Annotated in this window: 23 protein-coding genes; 10 read left to right on the forward strand and 13 right to left on the reverse strand. The window is 55.7% G+C overall.

Annotated features, from left to right (window positions below):
- Positions 1-40: 40 nt before the first annotated feature.
- The 9 genes from D9A02_RS16535 to D9A02_RS16575 are packed head-to-tail and all read left to right on the forward strand — an operon-like array spanning position 41 to position 8,496.
- On the forward strand, positions 41-1,126 hold the full coding sequence (locus tag D9A02_RS16535; protein ID WP_216824964.1) for an alcohol dehydrogenase family protein: 1,086 nt from the start codon (positions 41-43) through the stop codon (positions 1,124-1,126).
- Positions 1,126-1,722 (forward strand): dimethylsulfonioproprionate lyase family protein, encoded by a 597-nt coding sequence (locus tag D9A02_RS16540; protein WP_120501991.1) that lies wholly within the window; start codon positions 1,126-1,128, stop codon positions 1,720-1,722. Before D9A02_RS16535 ends, D9A02_RS16540 begins: the two co-directional genes overlap by 1 nt.
- Complete coding sequence (locus tag D9A02_RS16545; RefSeq protein ID WP_120501992.1) at positions 1,719-2,309, forward strand: dimethylsulfonioproprionate lyase family protein; 591 nt, start codon at positions 1,719-1,721, stop codon at positions 2,307-2,309. Before D9A02_RS16540 ends, D9A02_RS16545 begins: the two co-directional genes overlap by 4 nt.
- Positions 2,306-3,430 (forward strand): mandelate racemase/muconate lactonizing enzyme family protein, encoded by a 1,125-nt coding sequence (locus D9A02_RS16550; RefSeq protein ID WP_120501993.1) that lies wholly within the window; start codon positions 2,306-2,308, stop codon positions 3,428-3,430. Before D9A02_RS16545 ends, D9A02_RS16550 begins: the two co-directional genes overlap by 4 nt.
- A gap of 2 nt (positions 3,431-3,432) precedes the next feature.
- Positions 3,433-4,548 (forward strand): mandelate racemase/muconate lactonizing enzyme family protein, encoded by a 1,116-nt coding sequence (locus tag D9A02_RS16555; protein ID WP_120501994.1) that lies wholly within the window; start codon positions 3,433-3,435, stop codon positions 4,546-4,548.
- Positions 4,545-4,955: a DUF1801 domain-containing protein gene (locus tag D9A02_RS16560; protein ID WP_120501995.1), complete on the forward strand. Its 411-nt coding sequence runs from the start codon at positions 4,545-4,547 to the stop codon at positions 4,953-4,955. The genes D9A02_RS16555 and D9A02_RS16560 overlap by 4 nt, the downstream gene beginning before the upstream one ends.
- Positions 4,952-6,058 carry a mandelate racemase/muconate lactonizing enzyme family protein gene (locus D9A02_RS16565; protein ID WP_120501996.1) on the forward strand — a complete coding sequence of 369 codons (1,107 nt, stop codon included), beginning with the start codon at positions 4,952-4,954 and terminating at the stop codon, positions 6,056-6,058. The genes D9A02_RS16560 and D9A02_RS16565 overlap by 4 nt, the downstream gene beginning before the upstream one ends.
- A gap of 39 nt (positions 6,059-6,097) precedes the next feature.
- Complete coding sequence (locus tag D9A02_RS16570) at positions 6,098-7,201, forward strand: mandelate racemase/muconate lactonizing enzyme family protein (RefSeq protein WP_120501997.1); 1,104 nt, start codon at positions 6,098-6,100, stop codon at positions 7,199-7,201.
- A gap of 14 nt (positions 7,202-7,215) precedes the next feature.
- Complete coding sequence (locus D9A02_RS16575; protein WP_120501998.1) at positions 7,216-8,496, forward strand: aspartate aminotransferase family protein; 1,281 nt, start codon at positions 7,216-7,218, stop codon at positions 8,494-8,496.
- Positions 8,497-9,088: 592 nt separating this feature from the next.
- On the opposite strand, the gene nqrM is transcribed toward D9A02_RS16575, so the two are convergent.
- From nqrM to D9A02_RS16590, 3 genes are read right to left on the reverse strand one after another with little or no spacing between them, the layout of a single operon-like run.
- Positions 9,089-9,325: a (Na+)-NQR maturation NqrM gene (gene nqrM, locus D9A02_RS16580; RefSeq protein WP_120501999.1), complete on the reverse strand. Its 237-nt coding sequence runs from the start codon at positions 9,323-9,325 to the stop codon at positions 9,089-9,091.
- Positions 9,326-9,336: 11 nt separating this feature from the next.
- Positions 9,337-10,371: an FAD:protein FMN transferase gene (locus D9A02_RS16585; protein WP_254054655.1), complete on the reverse strand. Its 1,035-nt coding sequence runs from the start codon at positions 10,369-10,371 to the stop codon at positions 9,337-9,339.
- An 8-nt stretch (positions 10,372-10,379) separates the two neighbouring features.
- Positions 10,380-10,568, reverse strand: coding sequence for a hypothetical protein (locus tag D9A02_RS16590; RefSeq protein WP_254054656.1), 189 nt, complete (start codon positions 10,566-10,568; stop codon positions 10,380-10,382).
- Between the two features lie 117 nt (positions 10,569-10,685).
- On the opposite strand from D9A02_RS16590, the gene D9A02_RS16595 reads away from it, so the two are divergent.
- Positions 10,686-11,210: a CBS domain-containing protein gene (locus D9A02_RS16595; protein WP_120502001.1), complete on the forward strand. Its 525-nt coding sequence runs from the start codon at positions 10,686-10,688 to the stop codon at positions 11,208-11,210.
- Between the two features lie 75 nt (positions 11,211-11,285).
- Here D9A02_RS16595 and nqrF read toward each other — a convergent pair whose 3' ends face one another.
- The 10 genes from nqrF to D9A02_RS16650 all read right to left on the reverse strand — a co-directional run bounded on the left by nqrF (position 11,286) and on the right by D9A02_RS16650 (position 20,007).
- On the reverse strand, positions 11,286-12,509 hold the full coding sequence (gene nqrF, locus D9A02_RS16600) for an NADH:ubiquinone reductase (Na(+)-transporting) subunit F (protein ID WP_120502002.1): 1,224 nt from the start codon (positions 12,507-12,509) through the stop codon (positions 11,286-11,288).
- A 14-nt stretch (positions 12,510-12,523) separates the two neighbouring features.
- Complete coding sequence (nqrE, locus tag D9A02_RS16605) at positions 12,524-13,132, reverse strand: NADH:ubiquinone reductase (Na(+)-transporting) subunit E (RefSeq protein ID WP_120502003.1); 609 nt, start codon at positions 13,130-13,132, stop codon at positions 12,524-12,526.
- Positions 13,132-13,785: an NADH:ubiquinone reductase (Na(+)-transporting) subunit D gene (locus D9A02_RS16610; RefSeq protein ID WP_120502004.1), complete on the reverse strand. Its 654-nt coding sequence runs from the start codon at positions 13,783-13,785 to the stop codon at positions 13,132-13,134. The genes nqrE and D9A02_RS16610 overlap by 1 nt, the downstream gene beginning before the upstream one ends.
- Entirely contained in the window at positions 13,785-14,588 is an 804-nt protein-coding gene (locus D9A02_RS16615) for a Na(+)-translocating NADH-quinone reductase subunit C (protein ID WP_120502005.1), read from the reverse strand. The genes D9A02_RS16610 and D9A02_RS16615 overlap by 1 nt, the downstream gene beginning before the upstream one ends.
- The gene (locus D9A02_RS16620) at positions 14,581-15,789 is read right to left on the reverse strand and encodes an NADH:ubiquinone reductase (Na(+)-transporting) subunit B (RefSeq protein ID WP_120502006.1); all 1,209 of its coding nucleotides are present in this window, start codon (positions 15,787-15,789) and stop codon (positions 14,581-14,583) included. Before D9A02_RS16620 ends, D9A02_RS16615 begins: the two co-directional genes overlap by 8 nt.
- 3 nt (positions 15,790-15,792) lie before the next feature.
- Positions 15,793-17,133: a Na(+)-translocating NADH-quinone reductase subunit A gene (locus D9A02_RS16625; RefSeq protein WP_120502007.1), complete on the reverse strand. Its 1,341-nt coding sequence runs from the start codon at positions 17,131-17,133 to the stop codon at positions 15,793-15,795.
- A 1,030-nt stretch (positions 17,134-18,163) separates the two neighbouring features.
- Entirely contained in the window at positions 18,164-18,550 is a 387-nt protein-coding gene (locus D9A02_RS16635; RefSeq protein WP_120502009.1) for a biopolymer transporter ExbD, read from the reverse strand.
- Positions 18,550-18,930 carry a biopolymer transporter ExbD gene (locus D9A02_RS16640; protein ID WP_254054657.1) on the reverse strand — a complete coding sequence of 127 codons (381 nt, stop codon included), beginning with the start codon at positions 18,928-18,930 and terminating at the stop codon, positions 18,550-18,552. The genes D9A02_RS16635 and D9A02_RS16640 overlap by 1 nt, the downstream gene beginning before the upstream one ends.
- Positions 18,923-19,576 carry a MotA/TolQ/ExbB proton channel family protein gene (locus tag D9A02_RS16645; RefSeq protein WP_120502010.1) on the reverse strand — a complete coding sequence of 218 codons (654 nt, stop codon included), beginning with the start codon at positions 19,574-19,576 and terminating at the stop codon, positions 18,923-18,925. The genes D9A02_RS16640 and D9A02_RS16645 overlap by 8 nt, the downstream gene beginning before the upstream one ends.
- Positions 19,573-20,007 (reverse strand): hypothetical protein, encoded by a 435-nt coding sequence (locus D9A02_RS16650; RefSeq protein ID WP_254054658.1) that lies wholly within the window; start codon positions 20,005-20,007, stop codon positions 19,573-19,575. Before D9A02_RS16650 ends, D9A02_RS16645 begins: the two co-directional genes overlap by 4 nt.
- Positions 20,008-20,155: the final 148 nt, after the last annotated feature.

The following is a 20,155-nucleotide window of genomic DNA, read 5'->3' on the forward strand; positions in this document are numbered from 1 at the left end:
ATCGCAAAGGCGATTCGAAACCAACAAAAGGAAATATGCCATGACCGATTTGCCCCAAACAATGAAAGCCATGGTCCTGATGGGCCACGGCGATCTTGATCAATACCAGTGGCACGAAGACTGGCCCATTCCCACGCCAGGCCCCATGGACGTGGTGATAAAGGTCGGCGCTTGTGGGCTCAACAACACCGACGTGAACACCCGCACGGGCTGGTACTCCAAAGCTGTGGACGAAGCCACGACTGGGGGCGCTTACGGCGAGATCAATGAGGATGACCCCACTTGGGGTGGCGCACCGCTCACCTTCCCACGTATTCAGGGTGCGGATGCAGTTGGCAAAGTCGTCTCTGTCGGCGCCGAGGCAGATGCAAGTCTGATCGGCAAGCGCGTTCTGATCGAAGGCTGGATCAGGGATTGGAATGACCCATCAAATATGGACAAGACGGGCTATTTCGGTTCTGAAAAAGATGGCGGGTATGCCGAATTCACCATGGCAGATGCACGCGATGTGGCTCCCATCGAATGCGATCTGACGGATGCAGAACTAGCCACTTTTCAATGTAGCTACACCACCGCCGAAGGTATGTTGGTGCGCGCCAATGTGGGCGAAGGTGATACCGTCCTCATCCCCGGGGCATCCGGTGGCGTGGGTGGTGCGCTGATCCAATTGGCCAAACGTCGTGGCGCTCGCGTCATTGCCATGGCCTCCGAGGCCAAACACGCCGACGTGCAGAAATGTGGTCCAGATGTCCTTTTGCCTCGCAGCCCCGAAAACCTGCGCGACGCATTGGGTGATGAAAAAATCACCGTTGTTGCAGATATCGTTGGCGGCCCTATCTGGCCCCAGCTGATTGATGTGTTGGAACGTGGTGGGCGCTATACCTGCGCGGGCGCGATTGCCGGACCAATGGTCGAATTTGATCTGCGCACATTTTACCTGCGCGATCTGACCTTCACCGGTTCGACCATCCTCCCGACACATGTTTTACGCGATGTCGTCAGCTATATCGAGCGCGGCGAGGTGAAACCCATGCTGGCGGAAACCTTCCCGCTATCCCAACTGCGCGAAGCACAAACCGCCTTTATCGAAAAGCGCCACACCGGCAACATCGTGGTCCTGCCCTGATGGATCTACGGTGGGAAACCCTGCTAACCGAGACCCGCGCAACACATGCGCGGGTTCCGGCGTTGCAGGAATTTTGCGCCCTCCCTGAGCCGGTCGTCGAGCAACCCGTTACGCCGCACCACATCCCGGCAGCTGATCTTATGATCCACGATCCAAACCTCCATTCGAACGCCTTCGCAGACTTCCGGGATGCGCTGATCAATGCCGCCCCCCTCGCCCAATGGCGTGAAACTTACAAAGGCACAGGCGCAAGCGCGGACTTCCTGAACCGTTTCGCCTGCTACGAGATCATCGGTATTGATGCACCTTTTGGCGCAACGGATATACGCGCCTTTGTCGTCTACCAACCCGCCGGTTTTCACTATCCCTGGCACCACCATCCGGCTGAAGAGATCTACATGGTCGTCGCAGGTGAGGCAGAGTTCCACCTCGAAGGTGAGAACCCCCAAACCCTGCGCCCCGGCGACACCGCCTTTCATCCGTCGAACGCGCCGCATGCTCTGATCACTCGTGACCACCCCGTTATGGCCTATGTGCTGTGGCGCGGCGATCTGAATACCAAACCCGTCTTTACTTATCCCGAGGACTTATCGTGACTCAAAGCGCCACCCTGCACACTCTCTTGGATGCCGCCAAAGTCTGGCACAGCGCCCTGCCTGCGCTGTCGAATTTCGTCGCTTGGCCGCAAGATCTGACCTATGCCGAACGCCCGGCCCATGCCCTTCCGCATATCGCGCATCTGACAACCGAACCCGGCGAAGCAAGCGCAGTGAGCCAACCCTTGCGCGATACCATCATCGCCGCCGCTCCCTATCTGGAATGGCGGCACACTTACACCGAAGAGGAGGTTGGCGGTGATTTCCTCAATCGTTTCGGCTGGTTCGAACTGGCAGGACCAGACGGGCACTTCCTCACCAATGAGACTCGCATGACCGTCGGCTTCTGGGGCGCAAACCTGCACTATGACTGGCACCAGCACGAACCCGAAGAGCTTTACAGCGTTGTTTCTGGTCATGGCCAATTCTTGGTCGAAGGCCAAGACACCCTCGCGCTTGGCCCAGAAGGCACCCGCCTGCACCTCAGCAATCAACCCCACGCCTTAACCACCACCGACGCCCCCATCCTGACCTTTGTCCTGTGGCGTGGTGCCGGTTTGGCCGATCCCCCGAGAATGAGCACATGAAAATCAAATCCATAGACGTCTATCAGGTTGACCTGCCCGTCAAAGGCGGCGTGTACCGCCTCTCCGGCGGACGCGAATACACCGCCTATGACGCCACCATCGTGCGCATCACCACCGACACCGGCCTCGAAGGCTGGGGCGAGTCCACGCCATTTGGCTCGACCTATATCGCCGCTTATGCGGGGGGCACCCGTGCGGGCATTGACCTACTCGCACCTGCGCTCATCGGAATGGATCCTCGGCAACACGACCGCATTTGGGACAGGATGCGAGACACGCTCAAGGGCAACCGCGATTCCCGCGCCGCGCTTGACATCGCCTGCTGGGACATCGCTGCCAAGGCCGCGGGCCTCCCCCTTTGCGATATGCTCGGTGGACGCACCCCCGGTGCCATCCCGGTCATCTCTTCCATCGGTGGTGACACGCCGGAAAAGATGCACGAAAAAGTCGCCAACCACCGCGCCCAAGGTTTCCTTGGCCATTCGATCAAGATCGGTGCGTCCGAGACCGAAGGTGGCCCAATGCTTGACGCCGAGCGCATTCAGGCCTGCCTGGCCGACCGCCAACCCGGCGAATGGTTTCTGGCCGATGCCAACAACGGCCTCAGCCCTGAACATGCTCTGCGTATGCTCTCATTACTGCCCGCCGGGTTAGATTTCGTGCTCGAGGCTCCCTGCGCCAGCTGGCGTGAAACCCAGTCGCTCCGCCAGCGCTGCACCGTTCCGCTGCTGCTTGATGAACTTATCCAATCCGAGGCCGACCTGATGCAGGCCATTGCGCAAGATACCTGCGACGGCGTTGGCCTAAAGGTCTCAAAGCAAGGCGGCATCACTCCGATGATCCGTCAACGCACCATCGCCGCCTCTGCCGGGTTGGTGATGTCAGTGCAAGATACCGTCGGCTCGGAAATTTCCTTCGCCGCCATTCTGCACATCGCTCAATCCACTCCGCGCAATCTGCTGCGCTGCGCCCTTGACCCACGCTCGATGGTCACGCTTTCCACCGCCGATTTCGACGCCCCTATCGTGAATGGCGGCGCCGAAGCACCCGATGCCTTGGGGTTGGGCATTTCGCCCAAACTCGAAATTCTTGGTGAGCCAATAGCAACCTACGGAGCTTAAACATGAAAATCACCCGCATCCGTATCTATAAAACCGACCTTCCTTACGTTGACGGCAGCTACGGCTGGGGCGCAGGCAACGCCATTTCAGTCGCCAAGTCTTCGGTTGTGGTCATCGATACGGACGCGGGCATCCAAGGCTGTGGGGAGTTCACTCCGTGTGGCGAAAATTACATGGTCGCCCACTCTGAAGGAGTCGAAGCCTTCGCTCGCCTCGCCGCAAACCAATTGCTGGGTGAAGACCCCCGACAAGTCGCCCGGATGGAACGGTTGATGGATAATATCGTGCAAGGCCACGGCTATGCCAAAGCCCCATTCGACGCCGCATTTTGGGATATTCTTGGCAAAGCTTCGGATCAGCCTGTGTGGATGTTGATGGGCGGCAAGCTCACCGATGGCGCACCGATGTACCGCGTCGCCCCACAACGTTCGATCCCCGAAACCATTGCCGAGCTGGACCGCCACCGCGCCGCAGGTTATCGCCAATTCCAAATCAAGGTTGGAGCCGACTGGGTTATTGATATCGACCGCATCCGCGAGGCGGTGCCCCTCCTCAAACCCGGTGAAAAAGCCATGGCCGACGCAAACCAAGGATGGCGCGTCGACAACGCCATTCGCGTTGCCCGCGCCACCCGTGATCTTGATTTCATTCTCGAGCAGCCTTGCAAAACCTATGAGGAATGCCAGCAAGTCCGCCGTGTCGCCGAACAGCCGATGAAATTGGACGAATGCGTCACCGGCTTGCACGCAGCGCAGCGCATCGTCGCCGACCACGGGGCCGAAATCTGCTGCCTGAAAATCTCTAACCTCGGCGGCCTGTCCAAAGCCCGCCGTGTACGGGATTTTCTGGTTGAAAACCGCATTCCAGTCGTATCCGAGGACACCTGGGGTGGAGAAATCACCACCTCTGCCGTGGCTCATTTCGCGACCTCCACACCCGAAGAGTACCTGATCAATTCCACCGATCTGCACCACTACAACACCCGCTCCACCGGCATCAACGGGCCAACTGTGCAGGATGGCAAACTTTACGCCACCGACACGCCCGGCCTCGGTGTCACTCCCGACTTCGACAGTTTGGGTAGCCCAGTAGCTGATTACGGCGAGGCCGCATCATGACGGTCCCGCCCCCAGAAAACGTTGCTGCTGCTTTCAACACCGCGCCGCCTGCTGTGAACACACGGCTGATGCAAATTCGCGATTTGATCTATGAGGCCGCGTACAGCACCGGCACTGGCCCTCTGATAGAAACGCTCAAATGGGGCCAGCCCGCTTATTTGCCCGCCAAACGCGCGGGCACGACCCTCCGTTTGGGGTGGAATGACGCCAATTGCATCCTCTACGTCCACTGCCAGACGGATCTGGTTGCACGCTGGCGCGCGCTCTACGCCGAACATTTCCAATTCGAAGGCACCCGCGCCGCGCATATCCCTGCCGCAACCCCACTGCCCACCAACGCCCTGCAACACATGGCCGAAATGGCCCTAACCTATCACCACCAAAAGTCCCGGAGCGCCGCCTTATGAAGATCACCCGTATCACCGTTTGGCAACTCGATATGCCTTTGAACGAACCTTACTACCTCTCTGGTGGGCGATTAAAGTTCGAAAAACTCGACAGCACTTTTATCCGTATCGACACTGACGAAGGGCTTTCTGGCTGGGGTGAAGGTTGTCCTTGGAGCCATACCTACCTGCCCGCGCACGGCCCCGGCATCCGGGCCGGCATTGAAACCCTCGCGCCTGTGCTGAGCGGCGAAGACCCTCGCAGCTTGCAACACATCAACCGGGTCATGGATGTGCAACTGCCCGGCCACCCTTACGCCAAATCCGCCATCGACATGGCCTGCTGGGACATCCTCGGCCAAGCCGCCAACATGCCGCTTTGGCAACTTTTGGGCGGATCTGAACCCGCCGCCGTCCCAGTCAACTCCTCTATCTCCACCGGAACGCCCGAAGAAATGCTCATTTTAATCGATAAGGCTGCGGCCAAAGGCTACACCGTACATTCCGCCAAGGTCGGCGGCACCGATATCGCCATGGACATCGCCCGGATCGAGGCGATCTCGTCGTCCCTGCCGCAAGGCCACAAAGTCACCTTTGACGTCAACCGCGCATGGCAACCCGCCACCGCCATCGAAGTCCTGAACTCTGTCAAAGCCCGCGACTGGGTTGAACAGCCCTGCGAAACACTCGATCAATGCGCTCATGTGGCAAATCGTGTCTCGAACCCGATCATGCTTGATGAATGCATGCACACATTTCAAGATCATCTTGAAGCTTGGAAACGCAGCGCGGGCGAAGGCGTTAAGGTTAAACCCAATCGCGTTGGCGGCCTCACCAAAGCCAAACAAATCCGCGACTTTGGCGTCTCGGTCGGCTGGCAGATGCACATCGAAGACGTCGGTGGCTCCGCCCTTGCCGACTCTGCCGCCATCCACCTTGCCGCCTCCACGCCCGAGGCCAACCGTCTCGCCAGTTGGCTGTGCCACTATCACTTGTCAGTTGATCCCGTCCCCGGGCAAGGCGCGCGCAATCAAAACGGTTCTGTCACACCACCCTCCACTCCCGGTCTCGGCGTCACCCCCGATCCTGAAAACCTCGGAACATTGGTGGCGCAATATGAATAGTCCGCTAATTCATAGTTGTATGTAAAAGGAGCAAACCACATGAAAATCACACGCATCTCCCTGTGGCACATGCCCCTGACCAGCCATGAAACCTACTACATGGCCGGTGGCAAAACCTGCGACACCACCACCTCTGTCATTGTCCGGCTCGACACGGATACTGGTCTGTCTGGTTGGGGTGAGGTCTGCCCGATCCCGCACTACCTGCCCGCCTATGCGGACGGGGTTGTACCCGCGATCACCGAAATGGCCTCGGTTCTTTTGGACGCAGATCCGGTTGGACCCGAGGCGCTGATCGAGCGCATGAATACCCACCTGCAAGGCCACCGCTATGCCAAATCCGCCATCGACACCGCTCTGTGGGATCTGACCGGTAAGGCTGCCAGCCTGCCGGTCTACGCCTTGCTCGGTGGCCGCGCGGCTGCAGACATGCCACTCTACCATTCCATCACCTGCGTCGCCCCGGATGATATGGCGCAAAAGGCCAAAGACGCCTATGCCCTCGGCATGCGCCAGTTTCAGGTCAAGCTCGGCGCAGATAACAATTGGCAAAACGATGTCGAACGCCTGCATAAAGTGCGCGAGACGGTTGGCCCCGGCCCGCTGGTGTACGGCGACTGGAACTGCGGCGCGGACCGCCTGACCGCCACCCGCGTCGGTCGCGCCGTGCGCCATCTTGATGTCATGCTGGAACAGCCCTGCGCCACCATTGATGAATGCGCCGCCGTGCGCGATGCCTGCGGCCTGCCGATGAAGCTGGATGAAAACGCCCATGACATCCCCAGCCTACTTGAGGGCCACCGTCAGGGCTGCATGGATGCCGCCGCGCTGAAACTCAGCAAATTCGGTGGGCTGTCAACCATGCGCCGCGCCCGCGACCTGTGCCTCACCCTCGGCACCCAGATGTGTATCGAAGACACTTGGGGCAGCGACATCACAACCGCCGCATTGCTACACTTGGCCGCCTCAACGCCCGCACGTGGCCTGATGAATACCTGCGATCTGTCGCATTACGTCGGCCCACGCCTTGCACCCGATGCCCCCACCCGCAATAACGGTCGCATCGCCCCGCCCGAGGGGCCCGGCCTTGGCATCACCCCTGATCTTGACGTGCTCGGCACGCCAGTCTGCATTCTCGACTAGGAGACCGATTTCAAATGCAAAAAATCAGCACACAATCCGAATGGGCCATCCGCGCACAGGACGTCCTGCCCGCAGGTGGGTTTGGTAACTTTGACCACTCCGTCTTTATCAAAGAGGGTAAAGGCAGCCGCGTCTGGGACGAAGACGGCAATGAATACATCGACTACCTGATCGGCTCGGGCCCCATGCTGCTGGGCCATGGCAACGAAGAGGTGCTCGAGGCCGTCTATGAACAACTGCCCAAAGGCATGACCTTCTTCGCCAACAACGCCGCCGCCATTGAACTGGCCGAGGAAATCATCCGCGCCACCCCTTGCGGTGAACAACTGCGTTATGTCTCCTCTGGCGGTGAGGCTGACATGTACGCCATCCGGGCCGCGCGGGCTTTCACAGGCCGCGATCTGGTGGTCAAGTTCGAAGGCGGCTATCACGGCATGTCAGCCGAGGCCCAGATGAGCCTTGCACCGCAAAAGCTGGTTAACTTCCCCATGGCCGTGCCTGACAGCGCCGGCATCCCCGAGAGCGTGCGCGACCAGATGCTGATCGCGCCCTTTAATGACTTCGACTATATCCACTCGCTGCTTGCAGAATACGGTGATCAGGTCGCCTGCATCATCGTTGAGCCGTTGCAACGTATCATTCCCCCCGCGCCGGGGTTTCTTGAGTTGCTGCGCGAAGAGGCTAACAAATACGGCATCGTGTTGGTATTTGACGAGGTCGTGACCGGCTTCCGCTTCTCCTACGGCGGCGCGCAGGAGCTTTATGGCGTGACACCCGACCTCTGCACCCAAGGCAAAGTCATCGGCGGCGGTTTCCCTCTGGCCGCCACTGTGGGCCGCGCCGATATCATGGCGCATTTCGACAAGGCCAAGGTTGGCGCAGAAGGCTGGTTGATGCAGCTCGGCACGCTGTCGGGCAATCCGGTGGCTGCGGTTGCGGGACTGAAAACCATGGAAATCCTGCGCCGTGACGGGCAATACGACAAGTTACGCGCTTGCGGCCAACGCATCATCGACATGACCGCGGCGGAACTCAACGCGCACGACATCCCCCACCGGATTGTCGGCGACCGGACATTGTTTGAGGTGGTCTTTACTGAGCGCGACGTCAACGACTACCGCGATGTTTTGAAATCCAACAACCAACGCGGCGCCGCCTATAACAAAGTCCTGCGTGAACACGGCCTGTTCAAAGCCCCCGGCAAAACCTACCCCTCACTGGCGATCACCGAGGCCGATCTGGAACAAACCCACGCCGCCATCAAAGCCGCCGCCGCCCACATCGCGGAAGGGTAAAGACAAAATTGTAGGGTGGGCAATCTCTGCCCACCTGCCCCCTCAAATCAATTGGTAGGGTGGGTGCCAACCCACCATTTTCATAGTAAAATTGACACCCAACGCTCCTTTTAATTGTGATCATGCAGCGCGGGTCCGTGAATTCACTGAAGTCGAGAAAGCTCTTGGTACTCTCAAGAGTTATGGACCACATTCCTTCGCAAGTCTTACGGCCCAAGATGGTCATATGTTCAGGTCGCTGGAAGGCGTGTAAGTTGTGTACTTGAAAAGAGAACCAGCAAAGCAAACGAACACTTTCGAGCACATCTTGAAGAACCCAAGGTACCTTTTACTGGCCCACAAACGCTGGCGTTTGGCGGTGGTCAGTTACAGATGCAAACTGATGAAGTCCTTTTTATCGATGACGTAATCGCAGTATTTTAAGCGTTCTTTGAAAGCGGTGACTTACCCGTTCATATCAGATGGCGCGATATGACGAATCTCCTAAACACCTAGCAAAGTGTACCGTGGCTCGGGTACCGCCCCACTCCACAACAAAAAAGGTGGGTTGAAAACCCACCCTACGCCGTCGGAACTGTAGCCCCGAAAACCCTCAACCCGCGCGCTCCATATCTTCGACCATCTTGCGCGCGCGTTTACATTGGAGTTTGTCATGCAGAGGGCTATTGGGGTCGACGTCTTTTTTGCAGACCAAACATTTGTCCGCGCCAGATATGGCGTTCAGCCCGCCGCAGCTGCCTTTGATGGTCTTGCCCATCAGCATCACGCCCAGCGACATGCCAACCATCACCAACCCAAGGATCACAAAGGCAAGGATAAAGGTACTCATGGCGGGCTCCGTTAGTCGTCAGTCTGGGCTTGCAGCAACGCATCAAAGGCGCCGCTCTGCGCTGTTATATACGCATCTTCGTCCAAAGATACATCCCTGCTGATAAAGAACACAGCAAGTTTATGTGTCTCAGCCAGCTTTAACCCGGCCTCTGCACCCAGTACCAACATTGCCGTGGCCCAGGCATCCGCCAGCATGGCATTGTCTGCGATCACCGTGACCGAAGTTGTGACATGGGTGATCGGTCGCCCGGTGGTCGGGTCGATAATGTGGGAATAGCGCTGGCCATCGTGTTCAAAGAAGTTGCGATAATCCCCCGAAGTCGCCAGTGCTTGCCCACTGAGCGGCACAACCACCTGCACGCTCTGCGCCCCCAGCTGTGGTTTCTCGACCCCGATCCGCCACGGCGCACCATTGGGGTTCAAACCTGCTGTCACCAGATCGCCGCCGATCTCAACCATGTAGTTTTCAATCTCATGGTCGCGCAATGCCCCTGCCACGGCATCAATCCCATACCCCTTGGCAATCGCCCCCAAATTCAAACTCACATTAGGATCAAGCTTGGTCAATGTTTGAGATTCAGAGTCCGACACCAACAAATGCTCTTGCCCGACCCGCAGCCAAGCTTGAGTTATCTCCTCCTCCGACGGCACAGGATCTGTCGGTTTTCGCGGCCCAAACCCCCACAGTGAAATCAGTGGGTCCAGCGTGACATCAAAACGTCCAGTGCTTTGCTCATGCACCGTATTGGCAACCTCCATCAGGGAGGCAAGCTCAGCAGATAGCTCAATAGGTGCAGTCGATCTGGAGGCAGAAAACCGGGATACCTCTGATGTAGGGTCCCAGTTCGACATGGTGGCATTCACTTGGCTCAACATGCCGACCACTGCGCCGGCAATCCTATCTTCATCCAACCCATCCCCAATAGCGGTGATGTTATAGGTCGTGCCCATCGTCTCGCCCGTCAGGCGCAAGACCTCGGGTTCATCCTCTCCCCAGCAAGCTGTGAGGAACAACAGTGCCATCATTGATGCCCGACGCAGCATGACCGCCCTCATGCCTTGAGCGGCACAAAGGCCAAAGTACAAAGCCCTGAAATCGCCAGAATGCCAAAAACCCAGGCGCGTGCTTTCCACCCCTCACCCTGTTCTTTCCACGCTTTGCGAAAACGGTGACCGCTTAGCGCGACAATCACCACCAAAATGGTGCCTATCACAGGGGTCAGATAGAGGTTTGACAGCATGATAACGTCCTTTGAAACGGCCCTAATGGACCAGTCTTTACATTTTACCCCTTTCGGGATCACAATCCCACGATAAGATAGAGAAAACAGATCATAACCGACAGGAGACACCTAAAGATGGCACCCAGCTCTTACCAAGCTCCATCCCGAGGCGACAAGGCCGATAAGAAGACGCACAGCCAATCGCTTGAGTCAAACTTATCAAACGCCCAAACCACGGTGGCCAAGCTGATCTCGGGCAAAGGGGATGCAATCTTCTCGGTCCGGGCCAATGACAATATCAGCCACGTGGTTCAGGTGCTCAGCGAAAAACACATCGGTGCGCTGGTGGTGACCGATCAAAACGGCGCGCTGCAGGGCATTATTTCCGAACGAGACATCGTCCGCCGCATGGCCGAAACACCGGGCGAAACCCTACCGCAAGAGGTTGACGCGCTGATGACCAAAAATGTTGTCACCTGCTCGCCCGACGATTTGCTCTCTGATGTGCTCAAGAAAATGACCGAAGGCAAATTCCGCCACATGCCGGTAATCAAGAACGACCGCCTGTGCGGCATGATCACCATCGGCGATGTCGTCAACTTCCGCCTGAAAGAGGTCGAATACGAAGCCCTGCGCATGCGGCAGATGATTGTGGGCTAGCGCCGCGCAGCACTATCGCAACGAAAAACACCGGCCTTTTGAGCCGGTGTTTTTTATTCGTAATGATTGATCCGCTTATCCGCCGAAATCATCCAGCATGATGTCTTCGCGATCAACACCCATATCCACCAGCATGTTGATCACCGATTGGTTCATGATCGGTGGGCCACACATGTAGAATTCGCAATCCTCAGGGGCCGGATGGTTCTTGAGGTATTCCTCGAACAGAACGTTATGGATGAAGCCTGTGTAGCCATCCCAATCATCATCCGGTTGCGGATCACTCAGCGCGACGTGCCAGTCGAAATTGTCGAACTCTGCAGCCAGCGTGTCGAAGTCTTCGACAAAGAACATCTCTTTCTTCGAACGAGCCCCATACCAGAAGCTGATCTTGCGATCACGGTTCTGCAGGCGCTTGAGTTGGTCAAAGATATGGCTGCGCATCGGGGCCATGCCTGCACCACCACCGATGAAGACCATTTCCTTTTGGGTATCGCGGGCAAAAAACTCACCAAATGGCCCAGATATCGTGACCTTATCACCGGGCTTGAGGTTGAAGATATACGATGACATCTGACCGGCAGGGATCCCTTCGGAACCCGGAGGCGGCGAGGCCACCCGCACGTTCAGCATGATCATGCCACGCTCATCAGGATAGTTGGCCATCGAATAGGCACGCTCGATGGGCTCGCTCACCACTGACTTATACTGCCACAGGTTAAACTTGTCCCAGTCTTCGCGATACTCTTCTTCAACATCGAAATCGGTATAGGCCAACTGGTGCACCGGCGCTTCGATCTGAATGTAGCCCCCAGCGCGGAAATTCACATCTTCGCCTTCGGGCAAGTCCAGTGTCAGCGCCTTGATAAAGGTCGCAACGTTCTCGTTTGAGCGAACGGTGCATTCCCATTTCTTAACGCCAAAGACCTCTTCCGGAACTTCAACGTTCATGTCCTGCTTGACCGCAACCTGACACGACAGACGGTCACCGCAGGATGCCTCGCGTTTTGTGATGTGGCTTTCTTCTGTCGGCAGGATTGACCCGCCACCGGAATGCACCTTCACACGACACTGCGCGCAAGTACCACCGCCACCACAGGCCGACGGCACGAACAGCTTTTCCGCCGCCAGCGTTTGCAGCAGCTTGCCACCAGCGGGGACCGAGATGGTTTTCTCGCCGTTGATCGTGATGTTCACATTGCCAGTCGACACCAGCTTGGACCGGGCCGCCAGAATGATCGCGACCAGCGCTACAACGATCAGGGTAAAGAGGATAACACCAAGTGAAAACGTTTCCATAACTCAGCTCCTCCTTACAATTTCACGCCAGAGAAGGACATGAAGGCCAAGGCCATCAATCCCGCTGTGATAAAGGTAATACCAAGGCCCTGCAGGCCATCCGGCACATCCGAATACTTCAGCTTCTCGCGTACACCGGCCATCGCAGTGATTGCCAGCGCCCAACCAAACCCTGACGACAGGCCGTAAGTGGTCGCTTCGGCAAAGTTGTAATCGCGCTCCACCATGAACAGTGAACCACCAAGAATGGCACAGTTCACCGTAATCAACGGCAAGAAGATCCCCAGCGCGTTGTAAAGCGGTGGGAAGTACTTATCCAAGATCATCTCAAGGATCTGCACCATCGCCGCGATCACACCGATGTAGGAAATCAGGCCCAGGAAGGTCAGATCAACATCAGGGAACCCGGCCCAGGCCAAAGCACCGGGCTTTAGCAGATAGGTCAGCAACAGGTTATTGGTCGGCACTGTGATGGCCTGCACCACCATCACAGAAATACCCAATCCCAAAGCGGTCGAGATTTTCTTGGAAACCGCGATGAACGTACACATCCCAAGGAAAAAGCTCAGCGCCAGATTTTCAACAAAGACGGCCTTTACGGCCAGTGAAAGAAGACCTTCCATCAGTGTGCCTCCACCGTCTGAATTTTATATTCGCGATCTTCGACCTGCGCCGGTTTCCATGTGCGGAAGCCCCAGATCAAAAGACCAATGATGAAGAAGGCCGATGGCGGCAGCAGCAGCATACCGTTAGGCACATACCAGCCACCGTTGTTCACGGTTTCCAGAATAGTGATCCCAAACAGCGAGCCTGCGCCAAACAGTTCGCGGATAAAACCAACCAGCATCAGAATCAGGCCATAGCCCAGACCGTTGCCGATCCCGTCAATGAACGACGCCACTGGTGGGTTCTTCATAGCAAACGCTTCGGCTCGGCCCATCACGATACAGTTGGTGATGATCAGACCAACAAAAACCGACAGGGTCTTTGAGATCTGGAAGGCATAGGCCTTGAGGATCTGGTCAACCAAAATCACCAATGACGCGATGATCACCATCTGCACGATGATCCGAATGGAACCCGGGATCTGGTTGCGCAGCATCGAGATAAACATCGACGCAAAAGCCGTCACAAAAGTCACCGCCAGCGTCATCACAAAGGCCACCTGCAGCGACGACGTCACCGCCAGTGCCGAACAAATGCCCAGAACCTGCAAGGTGATCGGGTTATTGTCGACCAGTGGATCGACCAGCATCTCTCTTCTTGTCTGGGACATCAGATCTCTCCTGCTTGCAGTTTGGTCAAGAACTTGGCGTAGCCTTCGTCACCCATCCAGAACTTAACGAGGTTATCAACACCAACACTGGTCAGTGTCGCCCCCGCCAGTGCGTCGATATGGTGATCAGCGCCTGCCGCGGTCTGTGATTTAGCTACTGTGATTTGCAAATCACCGGCATCATCGTGCAGTTTCTTACCGCTCCACAATGACTTCCAGCGTGGGTTGTCCACTTCGGCCCCAAGGCCCGGTGTTTCACCATGCTGATAAAACTGCAGACCAAAGATGTCGTTGCCGTTTTCCTCAACTGCAATGAAACCATAAAGCGTCGACCACAAACCATAACCGTGCACCGGCAAGATCACCTTGTCCAAAGCACCGGCTTCATCTTTCAGCAGGTAGATCACACGGTAATGGGATTTGCGGCCGATGCCCGCCGGATCATCGGCAAGAGCGCTGCTTAGGTCAACGTCACTGGCAGCGGCCAGATCGTCAAAGCTGGTTGCGTCGAACTTGTCAGTGAATTCACCGGTTTCAAGTTCCAGCACTTGTGGCTCAAACGCGGCGAAAGCTTCACCCACATCGATACCATCTTCATAGACACCCGCCACCTGCAGAATGTTGACCTGCTTATCGCGCAGTTTGTTGGCTTCCTGAACCGGGCGCAAAGACACCGCCGCAAGGCTCACCACCATCGAGGCAAACAGGCACAAAGTCACTGCTACGATAATGGTCTTACCAACCGAGTCCGGTGAAGCCGCAAGGAAACGGGCGATTGGCCCCTGATTTTGTTGATCAGACATGGCGGCGCGCCCTCCGTTTTATATTAGCCTGGACGACGAAGTAGTCGATCAGCGGCGCAAAGACGTTCCCGAACAAGATCGCCAGCATCATCCCTTCTGGGAAAGCCGGGTTGATCACGCGGATAAGCACAACCATGACACCGATCAGCGCACCATAAATGTAACGCCCCAAGTTGGTGTGGCTGGCAGACACAGGCTCGGTCACCATGAAGACCATACCAAAGGCATAACCGCCGACAACGATGTGCCAGTAGAACGGCATCGCAAACATCGGATTGGTGTCAGATCCGATCAGGTTCAGCAACAAGCTGAAACCTATGGTTCCCGCTAAACAACCAAGGATCAGGCGATAGTTGGCGATCCGCGTGGTCAGCAAGAAGGCTAGGCCAATCAAGCAGGCCAGTGTCGAGGTCTCACCAAAGCTGCCCTGAATGGTGCCGAAGAACGAATTCCACCATGTGACGCCATTCGCGGCCAGTTGTTGATAACCCTCTGATGCCGATACAGACAGCGCAGTCGCGCCTGAAAACCCGTCAACCGGTGTCCATATTGAATCGCCGGACATGTTGGCCGGATAAGCAAAATACAGGAAGGCCCGCCCTACAAGTGCAGGGTTGAGAAAGTTCTTGCCGGTGCCGCCAAAGACCTCTTTGCCAATCACAACACCAAAGGAAATACCAAGCGCAACCTGCCACAAGGGCGCAGTCGCAGGCATGATCAGCGTGTAAAGCATGGATGTCACAAGGAAACCTTCGTTCACCTCATGCCCACGGATGGTGGCAAACAGCACTTCCCAAATACCACCAACAATCAATGTCGTCAGGTAAATAGGCAGGAAATACAAAAAACCGTGTGAGAAGTTAGCGAACCAGCTGCTGGGATCTTGCGAGATGCCAAAGGCCTGCAAGATACCAATGCGCCATCCGGTTGCCGCGTCAGGGCCCAAGGCCGCAATGGCCGAGTTGGCCTGATAGCCGGTGTTCCACATCCCGAATAGGATACAAGGAATAGTGGCGATCACGACATAAGTCATGATCCGTTTCATATCCACATAAGACCGCGCATGTGGCGCCGCCGTGGTTACGGTTTTAGGTGTATAGATGAAGCTTTCAACCATCTCATAGATGGGGAAATACTTCTCGTATTTGCCACCTTTGGTAAAGTTCGGCTCGATCCGGTCAAAGAAGCTGCGCAAACCCATGCCTTAGCCCTCCTTCTCGATCTTGGAGAGACAATCGCGCAGCGCCATCCCATATTCATATTTCGCAGGGCAAGCAAAACCGACAAGCCCCAGATCCTCTTCGTCCAGCTCCAGCGCACCCAGCGCCTGTGCTGTATCCGTGTCCATCACCAAAAGCGCCCGCAGTAGCTGCGTCGGCAGGTAATCCTGCGGCATCAGCTCCTCAAACACGCCCGTCGGCACCATCGCACGACGACCGCCATTCAGGTTGCTGGTTAGCGCATAAAGCTTTTTGGAAAAGGCCGAGCCCAGAACCGGCTGCACCGAATACTTCGATGGCATCGGAAGGATCCAGCCCAATGTGATCTGATCCGCATCTTCGCGAATGATCGTAACCTGACGCGCAAAACGGCCCAAATAGGCCTCTGGCCCAGATGCGGCACGACCGCTCAGGATTGATCCGGAAATCACCCGTGACGTGGCATCAGCACCCTCACCCGCGGTCAGTTCCTCGGTTGATGCGCCCATGACGGTCCGCACCAGACGTGGATTGCTGGCCTCAGGGCCACAGATCGCCACAACAACGCTTGGGTCCAGATGACCGGTCTGCATCAGACGACCAATGGCAATCACATCCTGATATCCAATGGTCCAAACCTCCTCGTTTCCCTTGGGAGGCGCGAGAAAGTGAATATGCGTGCCAGCCAGACCAGCAGGATGCGGTCCTGAGAATGACGCGACTTCAACACCCGAAAGATCGCCACCGGGAACTGAGGCCCCAGCATCATGACAGACATAAGTTGTCCCATCAGTCAGGTTTGAAATCGCCTTCACACCCGCCGCGAAGTCTTCAGAAGCCTCCGCAATGATCGGACCTGCATCCGGGGACAGTGGCTCGCTGTCCATCGCAGTCACGAAAATCGATGACGGAACAGACCCCGGCGCAGGCAGCTTGGAATAAGGCCGCGTGCGGAACGAGGTCCACAAACCAGCGGCACACAGTTTGGCGGTCACACCTTCGCGGCTGTCTGCATCGCCCACCTCAGCAAAGCTTACGCCCGTATCATCGGCATCGCCCACCTCGATCACAACGCTTTGCAGCACCCGACGCGCGCCGCGGTTGATCGCAACCACCTTACCCGACATCGGGGCGACCATCATCGCCTCTTCTGCATCCTTGTGACAAAACAGCGGTGTTCCGCGTTTAACGTCGTCGCCTTCTTGCACCAACATCCGTGGCTTAAGGCCCAAATAATCCGCGCCCAAAACACCGACATGTCGGCACTCTGGACCCGAATTAATATCCTGTGCAGGCGCGCCGGTAACCGGTAGCTCAAGCCCGCGTTTCAAAGTGAAAGTTTGCATCAATTCGCTACTGTTCCCTGCATCCGATTCCGCTTGTGCAGCCTCTTACCCAGATGACAGCAACAAAGCAAATAGCGACTGATAATATTCTATATCCGTCACACACCATTTCTGGCAGCCCTGTGATGCCGCATGATCCGATTTGCTCGGCCTATCTGCATCACTATCCCTGTCAGTCTGCTCCAAAGGCAGTCCCTTATATACCAGTGATAGCCGTTTGTTATGATTAATGAAAGACCCGACACCTCGCCAAAGTACAGTCTTTGGGCCAAAAACTCGTTTGATTTAGTGTTTTGACTGGATCGATCGGCATCATGGCGGTTGCGCATCCAGAACACCAACACAGATTGTTCGACTTAACTTCTCCCTAAATTCAGCACCATACATGTGATCAGTTAAACCTGAGCATCTGTCACTTATCCGTCATCAACGCGTGTCATATCATGGTTCAATGACATTGAACCACACTACAAACCAATCTGGTTAGCTCCGCTATGTCTGAAAATCTGATCTTCAGTTACTTTTCCCTAACGTCTTGCTGACATGACGGAAGGTAGATCAGAAAACAGTTGCAGCCAGAAGTGGTTACATTATGTGGTCGATCAAACGAGTGTTGGTGTGCATATGGTTAGAAAAATCGCGATTTGGGTGACGGGCGTTTTTGCGGCATCCTCTTTGATAACCTTCATTATTGCGCTTACTGTTTTAGTCGCAATCGGAAAGACTGGAAATGTCGTCGAGACGGCATACGCCAGCGGTCTAGCAAGCATTTGTGCAATCTATGTTCTGTACAGGTTGGCCCAGACTGAATTGAGGTCATTCGTATCATGGCTGCCGATCTCGAACCTAATTCACACTGGACATACGGATACAGCACACGCGTCAATTCAAAAGTAAATCTCTAACCAAAGGATTCTGCTCTTGCGCTATATGGCACAGTAAAAAATACGCCTGAAATAACCGTTTCAAAAACCGCAAGATCACATGCCAGCAGGCCGCATCACTGGGCTGACATCATGAAGTCCCACGATCACTCTATCCCTCTTTGCGTAACTATCATCACTCGGGTAGCGCCTTCTGCACGAAGTTCTTTTGCCAAGTTTACCAAAGTAATGGCGGACAACGCTTCATCCGGTACAACCCGCACCACATCGCGTTCATCCTGAGGGCGCGCGGCATAGAATGCCTGCGCCGAGGTGACGGTTTCACCCCGATATACAAGCCTGCCGTCTGAATGCACGACAAGCGTGTCAGGCGGCGCACGCCCTTCCAGATCAGATGTGCGCACAAGTTTGACATCTTTATCCAAAGGCTGGGACAGCGTGCCCGCGACCATGAAAAATACCAACATCAAAAAGACGATATTGATCAATGCAATTGTCGGCTCAATCCGCGTTCTTTGTCTTCGCTTGCGCATTACGACCCCAACACGTTGATACGTAACCGGTCGATACCGCGCAAAACGACAAGAACGTCAGTTAACCTTTGTGCCGTCACATCGTCCTGCAAGCTAACGATCACTGGGACGGTTTCAACATCAGGTGAAATCTCCGAAAATGTGCCAGGCAGCGCTTCCAAAGCTATATCCTGACCGTTCACGCGCAAAGTCTCTTCGCCCAGTTGAAGAAAGCTTTTTTTGACATCACTGCTCTTGCTACCGTCAGCGTTGGCGGTGGACAGCTCCACCTCGGCAAACTTGGAGAACGTCGAAGACAGCATGAAAAACAAGAGCAAGAGGAAAATGACGTCGATCAACGACGTCATCGTCAACCGCCGACGCCGTGTTTGTTTACGCATGGGCAGGGTCCGCTGCGACTGTACTATTGGCATTATGCCCGCTCTGTGGGCGTAAAATCGATGCAATCGCTCGTTCTGCGGTCACTCGTTCGGCGTCCATTCGTCCTTCGAACCAGCTGAGGACCATCGCTGTAGGCATTGCCACCGCAAGACCCACAGCGGTGGTTAATAGCGCCACCCAGATTCCGCCTGCCAGAAGCGAAGGATCAACTTGCGATCCGGCCTCTTGCAAAGATTGAAATGCTTCGATCATGCCCAGAACCGTACCAAATAGACCTAAAAGAGGCGCAAGTTGCGCCACGCTGTCCAAGAGACGAAAGCCACTTTCCAGACGGGCAAAACGCACTTCGGCTTCGGCTTCTAGCCGTTTAAGGTCTTCCGGCCCTGCGGAAAAAGCCATTTCCATGACCGGCGCAAGATAGCTCGTGGATGCATTCAATGCGTGGGCCGCAGTGCTACGGTCACCTCTGTCCCAAGCGGCAACAGAATCCTTCAATGCCCGGTGCCGCCCCACGCCAGCAGTAGAAAACTGCCATAACTTGTATAATATGGTTGCCAACGTAATGATCGAAACAAGAAGAAGGATCATGACCACCGGGCCGCCAAGATCGACCGTATAGCGCAGGCTTTCAATAATTTGGTTCATCCTATCACCTCAATCTTAGTACGTGTGCGCAAAACCAAACCGTCCTCGCATGCAGTGTCGGTCAATTGTGCCGCTTCACATGTATGTGCGCCATTGATCAGGACCTTGCTCAACCCTTCGCATGAAATACCCGAAACAGTAAATTGCCGCACCCGGGGTCGTTGAGCTGGCAAGGTGCCAAAATCAAATAAAGTCAGGCGATCCACCTGCCCATCTTTGTCAAACAAAACGGTTTCATACACCGCTTTCTCGATCTGTACGGCATGACCATTCAGCACTAAGAAAGACAAAGTACAGCTTTCAGCCTTGGATTTAACTGCATTCAATTCAATCGAAACAGCCGCACTCAGTTCATTGGATTGTGCCACAGTTTCTGCGGTGAACGTGAGGCTGGCAATGATCGCCCCGGCGACCAGTCGGATCATCTTCATTTTTCTTCCTTTTATGTCAAAGCAGCGTCTGCTCACTTGGAAAGTGTGTATTCTAGTTTTCAAATTCGGTCTCATCACCAATCCCAGTCGGTATAACATGTCAATCTCGGCAGGCTGAGCTATTGAAACCGGTATTGTGAAATGTGCT

It is taken from the genome of Roseovarius sp. EL26 (assembly GCF_900327775.1).
In the GTDB taxonomy this organism is placed as follows: Bacteria; Pseudomonadota; Alphaproteobacteria; order Rhodobacterales; family Rhodobacteraceae; genus Roseovarius.